Raw genomic sequence first — 17,173 nt, 5'->3', positions numbered from 1 at the left:
GGGGCTTTAACCAATTGGCACACTCCCTGCTCTAGCCCTGATGAAAGCGCAGACAGCGCACTCCATCAAGGTAACCACAATGATTGATTGGCATATCGTGTGCGACTTCGACGGGACCATCACCCCCACCGATGTCATCGACAACGTCCTCCAACGCTTCGCCGGCCCCGAATGGGAAACCATCGAGCAGCAATGGCTGGATGGGCATATCGGTTCACGCGAATGCCTGAGCCGCCAACTGGCGTTAATCAAGGCCACCCCCAGCGAATTGCTGGCGTACTTCGACAGCGTTGAGATCGACCCGGATTTCCCGGATTTCGTCGATCACGTGATCGGCTTGGGCGCGTCCATTGAAGTGGTCAGCGACGGCATCGAGCAAGGCATTGCGCGGATCCTGTCGCGCAACTACGTGACCTTGCTGCCGATCCTCGCTAACCGCCTGCGCCAGGTCGACCAGAACAGTTGGCGCATCGATTTCCCCTATTCCAGCGATGCCTGCCGCGCCGCGTCCGGCAACTGCAAGTGCAAATCCACGCCGCGCAACAAGCGCGTGCTGGTGATCGGCGACGGCAAGTCCGACATGTGCGTGGCGTCAACCGCCGACTTCGTGTTCGCCAAAGGCAGCCTCGCCCAGTACTGCGAGGCCAACAACATCCCTCACGCGCGCTTCGACACCTTCGCCGAAGTGCCTGCGTTGCTGGCCCGACTGCCTCAGGGCATCGCCGCCAACGCTACCTCCTTCACTGCCGACACTCAGGAAATTTTCCACCATGTCTGATATCCGCATCGCTACCGCCGAAGACCAGGTCCTCCTGGATAAAGAAGCCAAGTACTGCTCCTACGGCGACACCGTTCACTACATCGAACCGCCGCGTATTTTCAGCCGCTGCGAAGGCTCCTATGTGTGGGACACCGAAGACCAGGCCTACCTCGACCTGCAAATGTGGTACTCCGCGGTCAACTTCGGTTACGCCAACCCGCGCTTGAACAATGCGCTGAAACAGCAGATCGACACCCTGCCGCAAATCGCCAGCCAGTACCTGCACAAAGGCAAGATCGAGCTGTCGGAAATGATCGCGGTGGACGCCAAGAAGAAATTCGGCCTCGACGGTCGCGTGCACTTCAACGTCGGCGGCTCGCAGTCGATTGAAGACTCCCTGAAAGTGGTGCGTAACGCCACCAACGGCAAAAGCTTGATGTTCGCCTTCGAAGGCGGCTACCACGGGCGTACCCTCGGCGCCTCGTCGATCACCTCCAGCTATCGCTACCGCCGCCGCTACGGCCACTTCGGTGAACGCGCGCAGTTCATCCCGTTCCCGTACCACTTCCGGGGCCCCAAAGGGATGACCAAGGAAGAGTACGGCAGCCACTGCGTGCAGCAATTTGCCCGCCTGTTCGAGACCGAATACAACGGCGTGTGGGACCCGAAAGTCGGCCAGAGTGAATACGCCGCGTTTTACGTCGAGCCGATCCAGGGCACCGGCGGCTACGTGATCCCGCCGATGAACTTCTACCGCGAACTCAAACACGTGCTGGACCAGCACGGCATCTTGATGGTGTCCGACGAAATCCAGATGGGCTTCTACCGCACCGGCAAGTTGTGGTCGATCGAACACTTCGACGTGCAGCCGGATGTGATCGTGTTCGGCAAGGCGCTGACCAACGGCCTTAACCCTCTGGGCGGCATCTGGGCCCGTGAAGAGTTGATCAACCCGAAGATCTTCCCGCCGGGTTCCACCCACTCCACTTTCGCCTCCAACCCGTTGGGCACGGCGGTGGGCCTGGAGATGTTCAAGATGACCAACGAAGTCGACTACGGCGCGATGGTCATGGCCAAGGGCAAGTTCTTCCTCGAAGGCCTGCAGGACCTGCAGAAACGTTTCCCGATCATCGGCGACGTCGACGGTCTGGGCCTGGCGCTGCGCTGCGAAATCTGCGGACCGGATGGCTTCACACCGGACAAGGCGACCCTGGACTACATGGTCGAAGAAGGCATGAAGGGCGACATGGTGGTGGATGGCCAGAAACTCGGCCTGATCCTCGACGTGGGCGGTTACTACAAGAACGTGATCACCCTGGCACCGTCCCTGGAAATCAGCTACCCGGAAATCGAACTGGGCCTGAAGCTGCTTGAGCAGTTGCTGGTGCGAGCGACCAATCGGTGAACAGTGCAGAGATCGACCTCGGTGAAGGTGATGCCGGATTCGTTCTCGGTGATGGTCCGGTCGGGATCCTGTTGATCCACGGCCTGACCGGCACTCCGACTGAATTGCGCCAGGTCGCTAAAGGCCTGGCCAAGGCCGGCAATTGCACGGTGTACGTGCCGACGCTGGCGGGGCACTGCGGCGATAACAGCGACCTGCAGGCCACCGGCTGGCGCGACTGGTATGAAGGCGTGCGCAAGACCTTCGTACAGATTAAGCGGCGCCACGCACAGGTGTTCGTTGGCGGTTTGTCCATGGGCGCGGTGATGTCGATGTACGTGGCCTCGGAACACCCGGGGCAGGTCGCCGGGCTGCTGATGTACTCGACCACCTTGAAGTACGACGGTTGGAGCATCAACAAAATGGCGTTCATCACGCCGTTGCTGATCCGGATTCCCTTTGGTGTGCGTCTGTTTCGCTTCACTGAGAAACCGCCCTACGGCATCAAGAATGAGCGCCTGCGGGCGATTGTCGAACGCCAGATGAAAGAGGGCGAGAGTAGCGAAGCGGGGTTGTTGACCATGGAAGGCGTCACCGTGCGCGAGTTGCACTGGATGAACGCGGTGGTCAAAAAACGCATGCCCCGGATCAACGTGCCGGCGCTGGTGCTGCACTCCATCGAGGACGACATCACCAGCCGCTGGAACGCCGACTATGTAGAGCGCCACCTTGGCGGCCCAGTGACCAAGATTCTGCTGGATAACTGCTACCACATGATCACCGTCGACCTGCAATACCGGCGGGTGATTGAGTTGAGTGCTGCGTTCATCGAGCGGCATACATCTGCAGCGGGCTCCGGCTCAGTGTTTGCTGAGCAGGGGTTTTGTGGTGGGCAGGGCTGTAGTGGTGAGCAGAGGGGGTTTGGTGTGCAGGGCTGTGGTGGTGAGCAGAGGGGTTTTGGTGTGCAGGGCTGTAGTGGTGAGCAGAGGGGTTGTGATGTGCAGGGCTCCAGTGGTGAGCAGGCTTGCCCTGCGCTGGGGGGCGAAGCCGCCCCAAAACCTGCCATTGCGGTCTAGCTGGAGAAACTCGTTGCCTGGAGTGGGGCTGCTTCGCAGCCCAGCGCGGGGCAAGCCCGCTCACCACAAAAAGTACCGCCCACTACAAAAGGTGCCATTCACCACAAAAAGTACCATTCACTACAAAAAAACCGTTCATCACAGATAGGCCCATTCACCTCAAAAAATCGCCGGCCCCAGGCCCTGAATATGGAAACGATGTGATCACCACCCAAGCCTTACCCACCCTCCGGACCCTCCAGAGTGTTGTGGTGTGCAGGGCTCTAGTGGTGAGCAGGCTTGCCCTGCGCTGGGTGGCGAAGCCGCCCCAAAACCGGCCATTGCGGTCTAGCTGGAGAAACTCGTTGCCTGGAGTGGGGCTGCTTCGCAGCCCAGCGCGGGGCAAGCCCGCTCACCACAAAAAAGTACCGCTCACCAAAAAAGATGCCATTCACCACAAAAAGTACCGCTCACCACAAAAGGTGCCGTTCACCACAAAAGGTGCCGTTCACCACAAAAAGTACTGCTCACCACAAAAAGTACCATTCACTACAAAAAACCTTTCATCACAGATAGCCCCATTCACCACAAAAAATCGCCGGCCCCAGGCCCTGAATATGGAAACGATGTGATCACCACCCAAGCCTTCCCCACCATCCGGGCCCTCCAGCGCAGTGCGTGGAACGATTGCTTCCCCGGTGCCCTGGAAGACTGGGACTATTACGTCGCCGTGGAAAACGCGGCCCTCGATGATTTCCAGTGGCGCTACCTTGCGGTCTACGAAGACGGAACCCTGGTGGCAGTCGCCCCCGCGTTTATCACCCATTACCGCCTCGATACCACGGTTTCAGGCGTCGGCAAGCGTTTCACCGAACGCCTTGAGCGACGGTGGCCGGGGGTTTTGACATTGGGCCTCTATGCCATCGGCTCGCCGGTAGCCGAGCGCTGTGATGCCGGATTTGCCCGCCACGTCCCCGAGTCGCGCCGCCCGTTGTTGCTCAAGCATGTGCTGGACGCCGCACGCCACGACGCCGATGACTTCGGTATCGGCCTGGTGGCGGTCAAGGACGCGCCGAGCAACGATCCGCACTGGGCCGACAGTTGTCGCGCCGCCGGTTTCCAGACCATGCCGAGCCTGCCCACCGGTGTGTTGCCGTTGCCCTACGGTTCAGTGGACGCCTACCTGGGCTCTCTGGGCAAATCCACGCGCAAGGATCTGCGTCGCAAACTGCGCGCACCGGGGCCACGGGTGGAGTGGCGGCGCAACATCGACGATGTACTGCCTGAGGTCATGCGCCTTTACGAAGCCACACTCACCCGCGCCGAGCTGCAGTTCGAACGCCTGCCTGCGGGCTACTTCACCGGTGTGCTTGAACGCCTTGAGTCACGCGCGGTGTGTGCGCTTTACTGGGTGGACGAGCAGTTGGTGGCGTTCAACCTGATGCTGGTGGATGAGCATCGGCTGGTGGACAAGTTCTTCGGGCATGACGTGAACTTCACCCGCGACTACAACCTGTATTTCCGTAGCTGGCTGACCAACGTCGACTATTGTATTGAGCACAATATTGCGGTGTACGAGTGCGGGCAGGCCGGGTATGCCAGTAAGCTGCGCCTGGGCTGTGAGTTCCAGGGCAACAGTGTGTTTTTCCGCCACCGCAACCGGCTGGTCAATGGCCTGCTCAAGCTTGTAAAACTGTTTATTCGACCGGACCGTTCCGACCCTGCCATGGCTGCTGCGATAAGCGAAACCCGATGATCACCAAGACCCGCCAGAAAGCCCGTCCCTTTGCCATTTCGCGCTGGAGTGTCCAGCGCAAGCTGGTGCTGGCATTCTGGTTGGTCAGCGTGATTCCCACCATGATCGCGGCGGAGTTGGCCGCCACCACGCTGTCGCAGATTTTCGACAGCAACGTGCGGATCTGGCTGCAGGAGTCGACCAAGATCGTCAAGGACGAGATCGGCGACATCCTTCATGACAACGCGCGCATGGCCAAATTGTTCCTGCGCTACACCAGCCCGCCGGAGAACCGGCAAGCTGCCCGGCACGACCGGCTGACGGCCGACATCGCCGATGCCACGGACATTGACGTGGTCGCGTTGATTCGCGTCAGTGACCACAAAACGGTGTTCAGCACCGCCTCCGACGACATCGTCAAGCAGATCAGCCTGACCAGCAACGCGGTGTTGCAGACGGTGCAGGTGGCGGGCGTGAGCACGGGCATTGTGGTCTCTACGTTCGACACTTCCCGGGACGGCGTCGACTACCAGTTGCTGGTGGCCACTTACCTGGACAGCAGTTTCCTCACCAGCGTGGCCGATGTGCACTCCCTTGACCTGCGCCTGTACCTGGCCAACCCCGAGGGCTTCTCGGAAATTTTCTCGACCCAGCGCTTCGAGGATCACCCGTCGCGCATCCCCAAAAATGTCGAAGCGGCTATGCGCAGCACCAAACAGCCCAGCGAGCAATTCACCAATAACTACAGCGGTTTGTACTGGCCGATCTTCAACGACGCGGGCGATTTGCAGGGCGTGATTTTCAGCGGCCTGCTGCGCCATAGCAGCCTGGTGGGGCTGGTCAACCAGAGCAATCTGTTCGTCTTGATATTCCTGGTCAGCTCGGCGCTGTCATTGGCGGCGGGGGTGTTGGTGTCGCGGCGCTTGACCCGGCCGCTGCGAGACTTGTCCCAAGGCGTGAGTGCGGTGATTTCCGGCAATTACACCCATCGCGTAGCGGTCAGCGGCGGCGATGAGCTGGCGCAATTGAGCAGCACCTTCAACCATATGACCGAGCGTCTGGGCGAGTTGCATCACCTCGAAGCCCAGTTGCGCCGCCGCGATCGCCTGCATGCACTGGGCGAAGTCGCCATGGGCCTGGCCCACGAGATCCGCAACCCCCTGGGCATCATCAAGACCGCTACCCAGTTGCTGCACCGCCGCGCCGACCTGGCGGACACCGATAAGCGCCACCTGGAGTACGTGATCAGTGAAGTCAGCCGCATCAACGACCTGATCACCGAGTTCCTCGATTTCGCCAAGCCCAATCCGCCGCTACGTGTGGTGCAGCCGGCACGTCCGCTGGTGGAGGAAATCTTCGGTTTCTGCGCCCCGGAACTGGCTACTCACAACATCGATGCGCAGATCGACGACCAGGCACCGGGCGCGACTATTTACGCGGATGCCAAGCAGCTCAAACAGGCGTGCCTCAATCTGATTCTCAACGCCATCGACGCGATGCCCGAAGGCGGGCGTCTGACCGTGGGGATTCGCACGGTAGGCGACAACACCGTTATCAGCATTGCCGACACCGGCCAGGGCATTCCGGCAGAGATGGTCGAGCGCATCTTTACGCCCTTCGTCACCACCAAGGCCTCGGGTACTGGCTTGGGTCTGGCCAAGGTCTATTCGATCATGGAAAGTCACGACGGCAGCATTGAATGCGCCAGCGAGAAAGATGCCGGCGCCACCTTCAGCCTGTACATTCCGGCGATGGGCGAAGACGACGAGGACAGTCATGACGCATAACATTCTAGTGGTCGACGACGAACCCAAGCTCTGTGATCTGCTGGCGTCGGCCCTGAGTCAGAACGGCATCCAGGTATTTATCGCCGGTAACGGTCTGCACGCGCTCAAGGTGCTGGAGCAGGAAGACATCGACCTGGTGATCAGTGACTGGCGCATGCCAGGTATGGACGGGCCGGCGCTGCTGGCGGAGATCAAGGTGCGCTACCCCCATGTGCCGGTGATTGTGATGACCGCCTACAGCACGGTGAAAAACGCCGTGCAGTCGATGCGCAACGGCGCCTATGACTACATCGCCAAGCCGTTCGATATCGACGAGCTGGACATCACCGTCAGCAAAGCCTTGCAGTTTCGCGACATCATGCGCGACAACGCACGCCTGCGCGCCGAGCTGGATGAGCATGCCCAGTTCGACAGCCTGGTGGGTGACAGCCCGGCGTTTCGCACGGTGTTGCAAGCGGTGGAATCGGTGCGTGACAGCAGCGCCACTGTCCTGCTGACCGGCGAAAGCGGGACCGGCAAGGAAATGGTCGCCCGTGCCATCCACAAACACGGCAGCCGTGCCGACAAACCCTTCGTGGCGGTCAACTGCGCCGCAATCCCGGAAGGGCTGCTGGAAAGCGAGATGTTCGGCCACCGCAAAGGCGCATTCACTGGCGCGGTAGGGGACCGGGTAGGGCGTTTTATGCAGGCCGACAAAGGCACGCTCTTCCTTGATGAAGTCGGCGATATGCCTCTGGCGTTGCAGGCCAAGATCCTGCGTGCATTGCAGGAGCGGGTCATCGAGCCGGTGGGCGATCCCCGCGAGCGCAAGGTGGATGTGCGAGTGATCGCGGCCACCAACAAGAACCTGTTGGAAGCGGTGGCCAAGAAGGAGTTTCGCGAAGACCTGTATTACCGCCTCAACGTGTTCCCGATCCCTTTGCCGGCCCTTCGCGAGCGCGTCGAAGACATCGCGCCCCTGGCCCGCCACTTCGCCCAGACCCTCAGCGCCACTGCGGGCAAACGCATCACCGGCTTCAGCCCCGAAGCATTGCAGGCGATGGCCGCGTATCACTGGCCCGGCAATATCCGCGAGCTGCAAAATTGTGTGGAACGCGCAACGATTGTGGCGGCCTCGCCGGTCATCGAGGATATCGACCTGCCGGGTTACCTGTTTGCGTCGAAGCCGAGCGAGCTGGGCGTGACGACGATTCTCAGCGACGGGCCAGGGATTCCTCAGGACTTGGATGCGGCGCTGGCGGAGGTGGAGAAGGCCTACATACTGGCGGCGTTGCAGGAGAGTAATGGCGTGCAGGCTGCGGCGGCGGCGAAGATCGGGATCTCTGAGCGCAGTTTCTGGTATCGCCTTAAGAAGCTGGGCATCCAGGTCGACAAGATAGTCCGCTGATACACCTCGATTAAAAATGTGGGAGGGGGCTTGCCCCCGATAGCGGTGTGTCAGTCAGCTCATCTTTAACTGATCCACCGCTATCGGGGGCAAGCCCCCTCCCACATTTTTTGACCGAGTCGGGTCAGGTATGGAGGCGTACCCAGATACTCACCAGGATCGTCGCGGCGATCAGCCACGCTACCGCGGCTACGGCTAAAGAGGCCTCCAGCCGCATGCGGTCAACCATTACATACAACGTCGCCAGATACACAAAGTACGGAATGATCGACCACATCCCAAACAGGATCGTGGTCTTCAAATCGTCTACCGAACGGCCCTTGCCGACGATGTAATGGGCGATCAGCGCAAAGGTCGGAAACAGCGGTACCAGCCCCGCGATGTAATAGTTTTTGGTCTTGGCCAATGCGGCCAATATCAGTACCACCGCCGCGCCGAGGGCGGCTTTCAAGAATAGATCCATCAGTGGCTCAACCCGTATTTCTTGACCTTGTCGAAGAGGGTGGTCTTGGCCATCCCCAGTTCCTGGCTGGCCTGGGTCAGGTTGCCGCCGCTGCGTTGCAGGGCGTCGCTGAGCAGGTTGCGCTCAAAGGCTTCCACCGCTTCGGTAAACGCCAGGCCGTGGCTGCCACTGCTGGCGCCGCTTTTTTTGAAGGCGGGCAGGCCGAGGGCGAAACGTTCGGCGACGTTGCGCAGCTCACGCACGTTGCCGGGCCAGTCATGGCTCATCAGGCTGGACAGGGTCTGGTTGTCCAACTCCGGCGCGGTGCGGTCGAAGCGCAGGGATGACTGCTGCAGGAAGTGTTCGAACAGTTGCAGGATGTCTTCGCGGCGCTCGCGTAACGGCGGCAGTTCCAGCGTGACCACGTTGAGGCGGTAGTACAGGTCACTGCGGAACTGGCTGGCGCGGCTCAGTTCGTCGAGGTCGGACTTGGTGGCGGCGATCACGCGGCAATCCACGGCCACGCTCTGGTTCGAACCCAGGCGTTCCAGAGTACGTTCCTGCAACACCCGCAGCAATTTGATCTGCAGGTTGATCGGCATGCTTTCTACTTCATCGAGAAACAGCGTGCCTTCGTGGGCGTGCTCGATCTTGCCGATGCGCCGCTTGCCGGCGCCGGTAAATGCGTTGGCTTCGTGGCCGAAAATCTCGCTTTCGAACAGGTTCTCCGGCAGGCCGCCGCAGTTGAGGGCGACGAACTGGTGCGAGTGGCGCCGGCTGAAATCATGCAGGCAGCGGGCGACCAGTTCTTTACCGGTGCCGGTCTCGCCTTCGATCAGCACGTTGGCTGAGGTGTCGGCGACGTTGGCGATCAGCTCGCGCAGGTTCTGCATGGCAGGGGAGCGGCCGATGATGCGGCCTTCCAGGGAGTCACGCTCGGCCAACTGACGGCGCAGTGACCAGACTTCCCGCGCGAGTGCGCGTTGCTCAAGGGCACGACGAGCGACATCCACCAGGCGTTCGGGAGAGAAGGGCTTCTCCATGAAATCGTAAGCGCCATTGCGCATGGCGCCGACGGCCATGGAGATATCGCCGTGCCCGGTGATCAGCACCACCGGCAGGCTTTTATCCAGGGCCTTGAGGCGGGTGAGCAGCTCCAGGCCGTCGATGCCCGGCAGGCGAATGTCGCTGATCACGATGCCCGCGAAGTTCTCGCCGATGCGCTTCAACGCCTCTTCGGCACTGCCCACGCCTTCGCTGGGAATATCTTCCAGCGCGAGGGCCTGCTGGCAGCCGAGCAGCACATGGGGGTCGTCTTCGACGATCAGCACGGTGAGGTCTTGAGGATCAATATTCATGTCGACTCAGCTTGTTGAGCGCCTACCAGCGGCAGGCTCAGGACAAAAGCGGTACCACCACTGGCCGGATGCTCAACGGCGAGCGTGCCGCCGGTGGCCGCCGCGAGGCTGGCGGACAGGGTCAGGCCCAAGCCCAGACCTTGCTCGCCGGGCTTGGTGGTGAAGAACGGTTCGAACAAATGCTTGCGCGCCTCGGCGTCGATGCCGTGGCCGTTGTCGCGTACATGCAGGCGGTATTTGCCTTCGGCGACACTGCCTTCCAGCCACAACTCGGGAGCGGGTTGTGCCTGCATGGCGTCAAGGGCGTTACCGATCAGGTTGACCAGGATCTGCTCCAGGCGTGTCTGGTCGATCTGCAAATGGGCCGCAACGAAGTCGCGATGCACGGTCAGCGGAAGGCTGTCCAGGCGCGCGCCCAGTACCTGGAACGCAGCGTCCACCGCCTTGGCGAGGCTGGCTTCGCCCTGGTCGTCACCGCGCCGGGCAAAGGAGCGCAGGCTGGCAGTGATGCGGCCCATGCGGTCGATCAGTTCGTTGATGGTCTTGAGGTTGGCGCTGGCGGTGTCCAGGGCGCCGCGCTCCAGGAAGCGCACGGTGTTGCCGGACAAGGTGCGCAGCGCGGCCAACGGCTGGTTCAATTCGTGGGCAATGCTGGTGGACATCTGGCCGATGGCCGCCAGTTTCCCGGCCTGCACCAGCTCATCCTGGGCACGGCGCAGGGTTTCTTCGGCCTGGCGTCGTTCGCGGATCTGGCCTTTGAGCCGTTCGTTGCTGGCGCGCAGGTCGGCGGTGCGTTCGGCAATCCGACGCTCCAACTGGCTGTTGGCTTCCTGCAAGGCTTCCCGTGCGGCGAGGCGGGTGGCGATGACTTTGCGTCGCTCATTCCAGGCAATCAGCAGGAATGCCACCAGACCAAATGCGACAGCCACCAGAATGCCTTGGTTGATCGCTGCGCGGCGCAGGTCATTGAGGGGAGTGAGGAGGGTGAAATTCCACGGTGTGTCGTTGAGCGGTCGGGTTTGCGCCAGGTAGCTGACTTCGTGCTCGTCGTTGACCACTTCGCTGTTGGCCGGAAAGGTCAGTTTTTCGGTGCCTTCGTTCAAGCGCTCACGGGCCAGCGGTTCCAGCTCGTTCAGCGTGGCCCAGTAATATTGCAGGCTGTGGGCCAGGCGATCCTTGGTTTCATTGCTCAACGGACGCACGGCCTTGAGGCGGCGGGCCGGGTCGCTGGAGAGGATGATGATGCCGTTCTCGTCGCTGACGAAGGCTTCCAGGCGCGCACGTTGCCAACGTTCTTCCAGCGCTTCAAGGCGTACCTTGACCACTGCGACGCCGATGATCTTGCCGTGCTCTTCCAACCCGTGGGCCAGGTAATAACCGGGTTCGCCATTGGTGCTGCCGATGCCGTAGAAACGCCCGGGCTGGCCGCGCACGGCGTTCTGGAAATACGCGCGGAAGGAGAGGTCTTCACCTTGGTAACTGTCGGCATCGCGCCAGTTGCTGGTGGCCAGCACCCGACCGGTGGTGTCCATCACGTAGATGGCCCGACTGCGACTGCGTCGGTTCAGGCCTTCGAGGTAGTCGTTGACGTTTTTGCGGGTTTCCTGGCTCGGGTCGGCGAGCAGCTGCGAGACGCTGGTCTCCAGCTCCAGCAGGCTGGGCAGGTAAGTGTATTTGCTGAGTTCACTTTCGACGGTGCGGGCATGCAGCTCCAACTGGCGTTCGCCCGTGTCGCTGAGGGTGCGGATGCCGTAGTACTCGCTGATCCAAAAGCCGATATAACCCAAGCCGATCATCAGGGCGACGATCAACGGCGGCAGGAACAGTTGGCGAATCAGACGAGGCTTCACGGCAAGTGATGGCGGTGCGGCGCGAAATTGGTTGGGGTCGCATTTCATCACAGATGCCTTGGGTCAACCAGAGCTGCCAGCCTGTGCGGTCCAGCATGGGAGGGGACTTGCCCCCGATTGCAGTGTGTCAGTCGGTATATCTATCGCTGATCCACCACTATCGGGGGCAAGCCCCCTCCCACATTGGCCCGGTTTCTACAGCAGGAGCTATGTAGTGCTTAGTGCTGCAGGATTTTCTCAAGGAAGTGCTGCGCACGCTCGGAGCGGGCGCTGATGTCGCCGAAGAATTCTTCTTTCGGGCAGTCTTCGATGATCTTGCCGGCGTCCATGAAGATCACGCGGTCGGCCACTTTACGGGCAAAGCCCATTTCGTGAGTTACGCACATCATGGTCATGCCTTCCTGGGCCAACTGCACCATCACGTCCAGCACTTCGTTGACCATTTCCGGGTCCAGGGCCGAGGTCGGTTCGTCGAACAGCATGACGATCGGGTCCATGGCCAGGGCGCGGGCAATCGCCACACGTTGTTGTTGGCCGCCAGAGAGTTGGCCAGGGTGCTTGTGGGCGTGCGCCGACAGGCCGACGCGCTCCAGCAGTTGCAGGCCTTTCTTGGTCGCCTCTTCCTTGCTGCGGCCGAGCACTTTGATCTGTGCGATGGTCAGGTTTTCGGTGATGGTCAGGTGCGGGAACAGTTCGAAGTGCTGGAACACCATGCCCACGCGCGAGCGCAGTTTCGGCAGGTTGGTCTTCGGGTCGGCGATGGAGGTGCCGTCGACCTCGATATCGCCTTTCTGGAACGGTTCCAGCGCGTTGACGCATTTGATCAGGGTGGATTTACCCGAGCCCGAAGGCCCGCACACCACGATCACTTCGCCTTTTTTGACCTCGGTGCTGCAATCGGTCAGCACCTGGAAGTCGCCATACCACTTGTTGATGTTCTTGATAGAGATCATACGGCAAACCTTTTTTGCAGACGCTTGACCAGCAGCGAGGCGGAAAAGCTGATGATGAAGTAGACGACACCGGCAAAGATCAGGAACTCATTGGAGCGGCCGATGATGTCGCCGTTGGAGCGGGCGGAGTTGAGGAAGTCCACCAGGCCCACGGTGTAGACCAGCGAGGTGTCCTGGAACAGGATGATGCTCTGTTGCAGCAGCAACGGGGTCATCTTGCGGAACGCCTGGGGCAGGATGATCAGACGCATGGTCTGGCCATAGGTCATGCCCATCGCTTGCGCTGCGCCCATCTGGCCCTTGGGAATCGACTGCACGCCGGCCCGCACGATCTCACAGAAGTACGCGGCTTCGAACATCATGAAGGCCACGACGCAGGAGGTGAACGCTCCGATGGGTGTGTCTTCGCCGGTGATCCAGCGCAGCACGAACGGTACGGCCAAGTAGAACCAGGTGATCACCAACAGCAACGGGATCGAACGGAAATAGTTCACATAGGCGCCGGCCAGGCGCGACAGCAGTTTGCTGGACGACAGGCGCATCAGCGCCAGGATCGTGCCCAGGGCGATACCGCCGATCACGCCCATGACCATCAACTGCAAGGTCATGACCATGCCGTTCCACAGGCCTGGGATCGCTGGGATGATGCCGCTGAAATCGAGTTCCATTATTTACCCCCCACGGAGATCAGGCCGGGCACTGCGACTTTCTTCTCGACCACGCGCATCAGCAGCATCAGGCTCATGTTCAGGGTGAAGTAGATCAGCGTGGCCAGGGTGAAGGCTTCAAACAGGTTGGCCGAGAACTCGGCGGTCTGCTTGGTTTGTGCCAGCAGTTCCATCAAGCCGATCAAGGACGCCACGGAGGAGTTCTTGAATACGTTGAGGAATTCCGAGGTAAGCGGCGGAATGATGATGCGGTAGGCCTGCGGCAGCAGCACGTTCCAGTAGATCTGCGGCAGCTTGAAGCCCATGGCGCGCGCAGCGGATTCCTGGCCACGTGGTAAAGCCTGGATGCCGGTGCGCACTTGCTCACACACGCGGGCGGCAGTGAACAGGCCAAGGCACACGACGACGCTCAGGTAGGCCGAGGTGGTCGGGTTCAGGTCTTGTTTGTACCAGTCCTGCAGGTTTTGCGGCAGCAGGTCGGGTATCAGGAAATACCAGATGAACAGCTGAACCAGCAGCGGCACGTTACGAAACAGTTCCACGTAGCAGGTCGCGATGCCCGATACGAGGCGGTTTGGCACAGTGCGCATGACCCCCAGAATGGAGCCCAGCAGCAAGGCGATAATCCATGCCACGACAGCGATGGCAATGGTCCAGCCCAAGCCGGCGATGTACCAGTCGAGATAAGTCTCGCTGCCCACGCCGGTGGACTTGAAGAACACGCCCCAGTCCCAGTTGTAATTCATTAGGGTCTCCCCTCGAGATCGATCGATGTACAAGCACCCGCTTGGGGAAAATCCATTCCCTCCTGGCGATGAACGCCAGGCACACACGATCGGCTCGAAAACCGCCAGGTCGAGTGTTCCAAGTTAAATCCAGCAGGTAATTACAGACGCCTGAGGGAGGGTTGCTCCCTCAGGAGATAAGGTTAGATCAGTGTCAGATTTTTACGTCAGGCGCTGGCTTGTCGCTTGGGTTGGCGATCAGCTCTTTAACCTTGTCACTCATTGGGAAGTTCAGGTTCAGGCCTTTAGGTGGAATCGGGCTCTCGAACCATTTGCTGTAGATCTTGTTGATTTCACCGGATTTGTACAGGGCGGTGATGGCGCCATCTACGGCTTTCTTGAAGTCTGGATCGCCTTTGCGAACCATGCAGGCGTAGGCTTCGAAGGACTGTGGAGTACCGGTGATTACCCAATCATCCGGCTTCTTCGCCTTGGCTTCTTCGCCGGCCAGCAGGGCGTCATCCATCATGAACGCAACGGCGCGGCCGCTTTCGAGCATTTGGAAGGATTCGCCGTGGTCTTTGGCGGAAATGACGTTCATGCCCATCTGCTTGTCAGCGTTCATCGCTTTGATGATGCGCTCGGACGTGGTGCCAGCGGTGGTCACGACGTTCTTGCCTTTCAGGTCGGCAAAGTCGGCGTAAGACGGCTTGCCGTCCTTGTCTTTCTTGACCAGTAGGCGGGTGCCGATTTCGAAGATGTTGACGGTGAAGTCGACTTGCTGAGCGCGCTCGGCATTGTTGGTGGTGGAGCCGCACTCAAGGTCCGCAGTGCCGTTCTGGATCAGCGGAATACGAGTTTGCGAGGTGACCAGGTTGTACTTGGTCTTCAGGTCGGGCTTGTTCAGGTCTTTTTTCAGTTGCTCGACGACAGCTACTTGGATGTCGTGGGAGTAGCCAACCGGTTTGCCCGAACCATCCGCAATGTAGGAAAACGGAATGGAGCTGTCGCGGTGCGCGAGGGTGATGGTGCCGGAGTCGTTGATTTTCTTCAGTGTGCCGGTGAGTTCGGCGGCAAAAACTGGAGTGCTGATCAGAGCAGCAGCGATAGCTGCGCCCAGGATATGGGGAACGATGCGCATCAATACTTCCTCGACATTTGTTTTTTTTATGAAGCCAGTTAGACGGCTCTCTTGTACAGCGAATGCCCGTGACGGCTCCTGAGGCGTCCCAGGCAATCGTCCAAGAGTGTAGAGCATGAGTCGTGCCAGGCCAGGGCTAAATGGCTAACCGTATGATTTATATGATGATTAACTTTGTGTGACGGTAAATATGTAACTGTACGGTCCGGCAAACCGAATAGCTTGGAGTGTTGCGTTCGGAAAACCGAATGACTTGGCGCGCATAAAAAAGCCCCTGGGCCTCACGGCGCAGGGGCGTTTGTATGAAGAGTCTGTCAGGCCGCCTGAGTCTTGCTGCGGTTCTGCTCAACTTGGGACAGGTAACGTTGCAGGTTGTCCTGTTCTTCCGGTGTGGTGAACAGGCCAAGCTTGGTACGGCGCCACAGCACGTCCTGAGGTTGGGTCACCCATTCTTCGGCGCACAGGTAGTCGACTTCTCGGGTATACAGGCCGCCACCCAAGTGGTCGCCCAGGTCGGCCAGCGATTGCACGCCTTCCAGCAGGCGCCATGTGCGGCTGCCATAGGTGGTGGACCAACGGCGTGCGATCTCGCTCGGCACCCAGTCGAATTTGTGGCGAATGGCTTCGGCCAGGGCTTCTGGTGAGGTCATGTCTTCGCCACCCGGCAGGCTGGCCTTGGCGGTCCAGCTTGGGCGCATTTGGGTGAAATACGGGGCCAATTGCGCCATCGCCGACTCGGCGAGCTTGCGATAGGTGGTCAGCTTGCCGCCGAACACCGACAGAATCGGTGCCTCGCCTGCGCCGCCCGACACCGACAGGGTGTAATCGCGGGTGATCGCCGATGGGTTATCCGACTCGTCGTTGCACAGCGGTCGTACGCCGGAGTAGGTGTGGACGATGTCATCGCGGCTCAGTTGTTTCTTGAAGTGCGCGTTTACCACGTTGAGCATGTAGTCGGTTTCACCTTCGGTGATCGCCACTTTCGCCGGATCGCCGGTGTATTCGCGGTCGGTGGTGCCGATGATGGTCAGGTGGTTCAGGTACGGAATAGTGAAGACGATGCGCTGATCTTCGTTTTGCAGGATGTGCGCGTGGGCACCTTCGTACAGTTTCGGCACGATCAGGTGGCTGCCCTGGATTAAGCGGATGCCGTAGGGCGAATCCAGCTTCAGGTCTTCCTTGATGAACTTGGCGACCCACGGGCCGGCGGCATTCACCAAAGCGCGGGCGCGGATCGAGAACAGGCTGCCGTCGGCGCGTTCCATATTCATATCCCACATACCGTTGCTGCGGTGTGCGCTGATGCAGCGGGTCTGGGTGTGAATGTGCGCGCCTTTTTCGCGGGCGGCCATGGCGTTGAGCACCACCAGGCGGGCGTCATCGACCCAGCAGTCGGAGTATTCGAAACCCTTGGTGATTTCGCTTTTCAGCGGGCTGTCAGCGCCAAACTTGAGGCTTTTGGAGCCGGCGAGCTTTTCGCGTTTGCCCAAGTGGTCATACAGGAACAGACCTGCGCGGATCATCCACGCCGGGCGTAGGTGCGGGCGGTGCGGCAATACAAAGCGCATCTGCTTGACGATGTGCGGGGCCTTGGCCAGCAGCACTTCGCGTTCGGCCAATGCTTCACGCACCAAGCGGAACTCGTAATGTTCGAGGTAGCGCAGGCCGCCGTGGATCAGCTTGCTGCTGGCGGAGGAGGTGTGGCTGGCCAGGTCGTCCTTTTCGCAAAGGAATACTGACAAACCGCGACCGGCTGCGTCTGCTGCAATGCCGACGCCGTTGATCCCGCCACCGATTACGGCAACGTCATAGACTTCGGCAAGCGGTGATGCAGGCAAGGTGGAAGGGTTCATCGGCTGGCCTCGCGATTTTTTCGTCTTGGAATTCGAACATTAATGTTCATTTGCGAAAATGGTAGCTGATAAACG

General features: G+C 60.1%; 13 protein-coding genes and 1 pseudogene. 6 read left to right on the top strand and 8 right to left on the bottom strand.

The genetic code is table 11. From position 1 onward, the window contains the following. The first annotated feature begins 79 nt into the window (after positions 1–79). From AB4N82_RS04190 to AB4N82_RS04165, 6 genes and pseudogenes are all read left to right on the top strand, one after another. The gene (locus AB4N82_RS04190) at positions 80–778 is read left to right on the top strand and encodes an MtnX-like HAD-IB family phosphatase (RefSeq protein WP_032891825.1); all 699 of its coding nucleotides are present in this window, start codon (positions 80–82) and stop codon (positions 776–778) included. Further along, on the top strand, positions 771–2,165 hold the full coding sequence (locus AB4N82_RS04185) for an aspartate aminotransferase family protein (protein ID WP_032891824.1): 1,395 nt from the start codon (positions 771–773) through the stop codon (positions 2,163–2,165). Before AB4N82_RS04190 ends, AB4N82_RS04185 begins: the two co-directional genes overlap by 8 nt. After that, positions 2,162–2,992: pseudogene (locus AB4N82_RS04180) on the top strand (alpha/beta hydrolase); the annotation flags it as partial. The gene AB4N82_RS04185 and the pseudogene AB4N82_RS04180, both read left to right, overlap by 4 nt. 835 nt (positions 2,993–3,827) lie before the next feature. Further along, positions 3,828–4,955, top strand: a complete 1,128-nt coding sequence (locus AB4N82_RS04175; RefSeq protein ID WP_122764802.1) for a GNAT family N-acetyltransferase — start codon at positions 3,828–3,830, stop codon at positions 4,953–4,955. Then, complete coding sequence (locus tag AB4N82_RS04170; RefSeq protein ID WP_095183944.1) at positions 4,952–6,721, top strand: sensor histidine kinase; 1,770 nt, start codon at positions 4,952–4,954, stop codon at positions 6,719–6,721. The genes AB4N82_RS04175 and AB4N82_RS04170 overlap by 4 nt, the downstream gene beginning before the upstream one ends. Continuing rightward, positions 6,711–8,108, top strand: coding sequence for a sigma-54-dependent transcriptional regulator (locus AB4N82_RS04165; RefSeq protein ID WP_122752542.1), 1,398 nt, complete (start codon positions 6,711–6,713; stop codon positions 8,106–8,108). The genes AB4N82_RS04170 and AB4N82_RS04165 overlap by 11 nt, the downstream gene beginning before the upstream one ends. Before the next feature lie 124 nt (positions 8,109–8,232). On the opposite strand, the gene AB4N82_RS04160 is transcribed toward AB4N82_RS04165, so the two are convergent. The 8 genes from AB4N82_RS04160 to glpD form a co-directional block, all read right to left on the bottom strand. Then, positions 8,233–8,571: a GlpM family protein gene (locus AB4N82_RS04160; protein ID WP_095183946.1), complete on the bottom strand. Its 339-nt coding sequence runs from the start codon at positions 8,569–8,571 to the stop codon at positions 8,233–8,235. After that, a complete protein-coding gene (aauR, locus tag AB4N82_RS04155) occupies positions 8,571–9,908 on the bottom strand; it encodes a two-component response regulator AauR (RefSeq protein WP_032891818.1) in 1,338 nt (445 codons plus the stop codon). Before aauR ends, AB4N82_RS04160 begins: the two co-directional genes overlap by 1 nt. After that, on the bottom strand, positions 9,905–11,806 hold the full coding sequence (gene aauS, locus AB4N82_RS04150) for a two-component sensor histidine kinase AauS (RefSeq protein WP_122764803.1): 1,902 nt from the start codon (positions 11,804–11,806) through the stop codon (positions 9,905–9,907). Before aauS ends, aauR begins: the two co-directional genes overlap by 4 nt. Positions 11,807–11,976: 170 nt before the next feature. Next, positions 11,977–12,711: an amino acid ABC transporter ATP-binding protein gene (locus tag AB4N82_RS04145; RefSeq protein WP_032891813.1), complete on the bottom strand. Its 735-nt coding sequence runs from the start codon at positions 12,709–12,711 to the stop codon at positions 11,977–11,979. Then, positions 12,708–13,379: an amino acid ABC transporter permease gene (locus tag AB4N82_RS04140; RefSeq protein ID WP_032891811.1), complete on the bottom strand. Its 672-nt coding sequence runs from the start codon at positions 13,377–13,379 to the stop codon at positions 12,708–12,710. Before AB4N82_RS04140 ends, AB4N82_RS04145 begins: the two co-directional genes overlap by 4 nt. Then, positions 13,379–14,125, bottom strand: coding sequence for an amino acid ABC transporter permease (locus AB4N82_RS04135; protein ID WP_032891809.1), 747 nt, complete (start codon positions 14,123–14,125; stop codon positions 13,379–13,381). The genes AB4N82_RS04140 and AB4N82_RS04135 overlap by 1 nt, the downstream gene beginning before the upstream one ends. 193 nt (positions 14,126–14,318) lie before the next feature. Further along, on the bottom strand, positions 14,319–15,245 hold the full coding sequence (locus tag AB4N82_RS04130; RefSeq protein WP_032891807.1) for a glutamate/aspartate ABC transporter substrate-binding protein: 927 nt from the start codon (positions 15,243–15,245) through the stop codon (positions 14,319–14,321). Positions 15,246–15,559: 314 nt separating this feature from the next. Further along, on the bottom strand, positions 15,560–17,098 hold the full coding sequence (gene glpD / locus AB4N82_RS04125; protein ID WP_095183948.1) for a glycerol-3-phosphate dehydrogenase: 1,539 nt from the start codon (positions 17,096–17,098) through the stop codon (positions 15,560–15,562). Positions 17,099–17,173: the final 75 nt, after the last annotated feature.

It is taken from the genome of Pseudomonas sp. H1_D04 (genome assembly GCF_054683855.1).
Note: the sequence above shows the minus strand (reverse complement) of the source record. Positions and strands in the feature narration are given on the sequence as shown.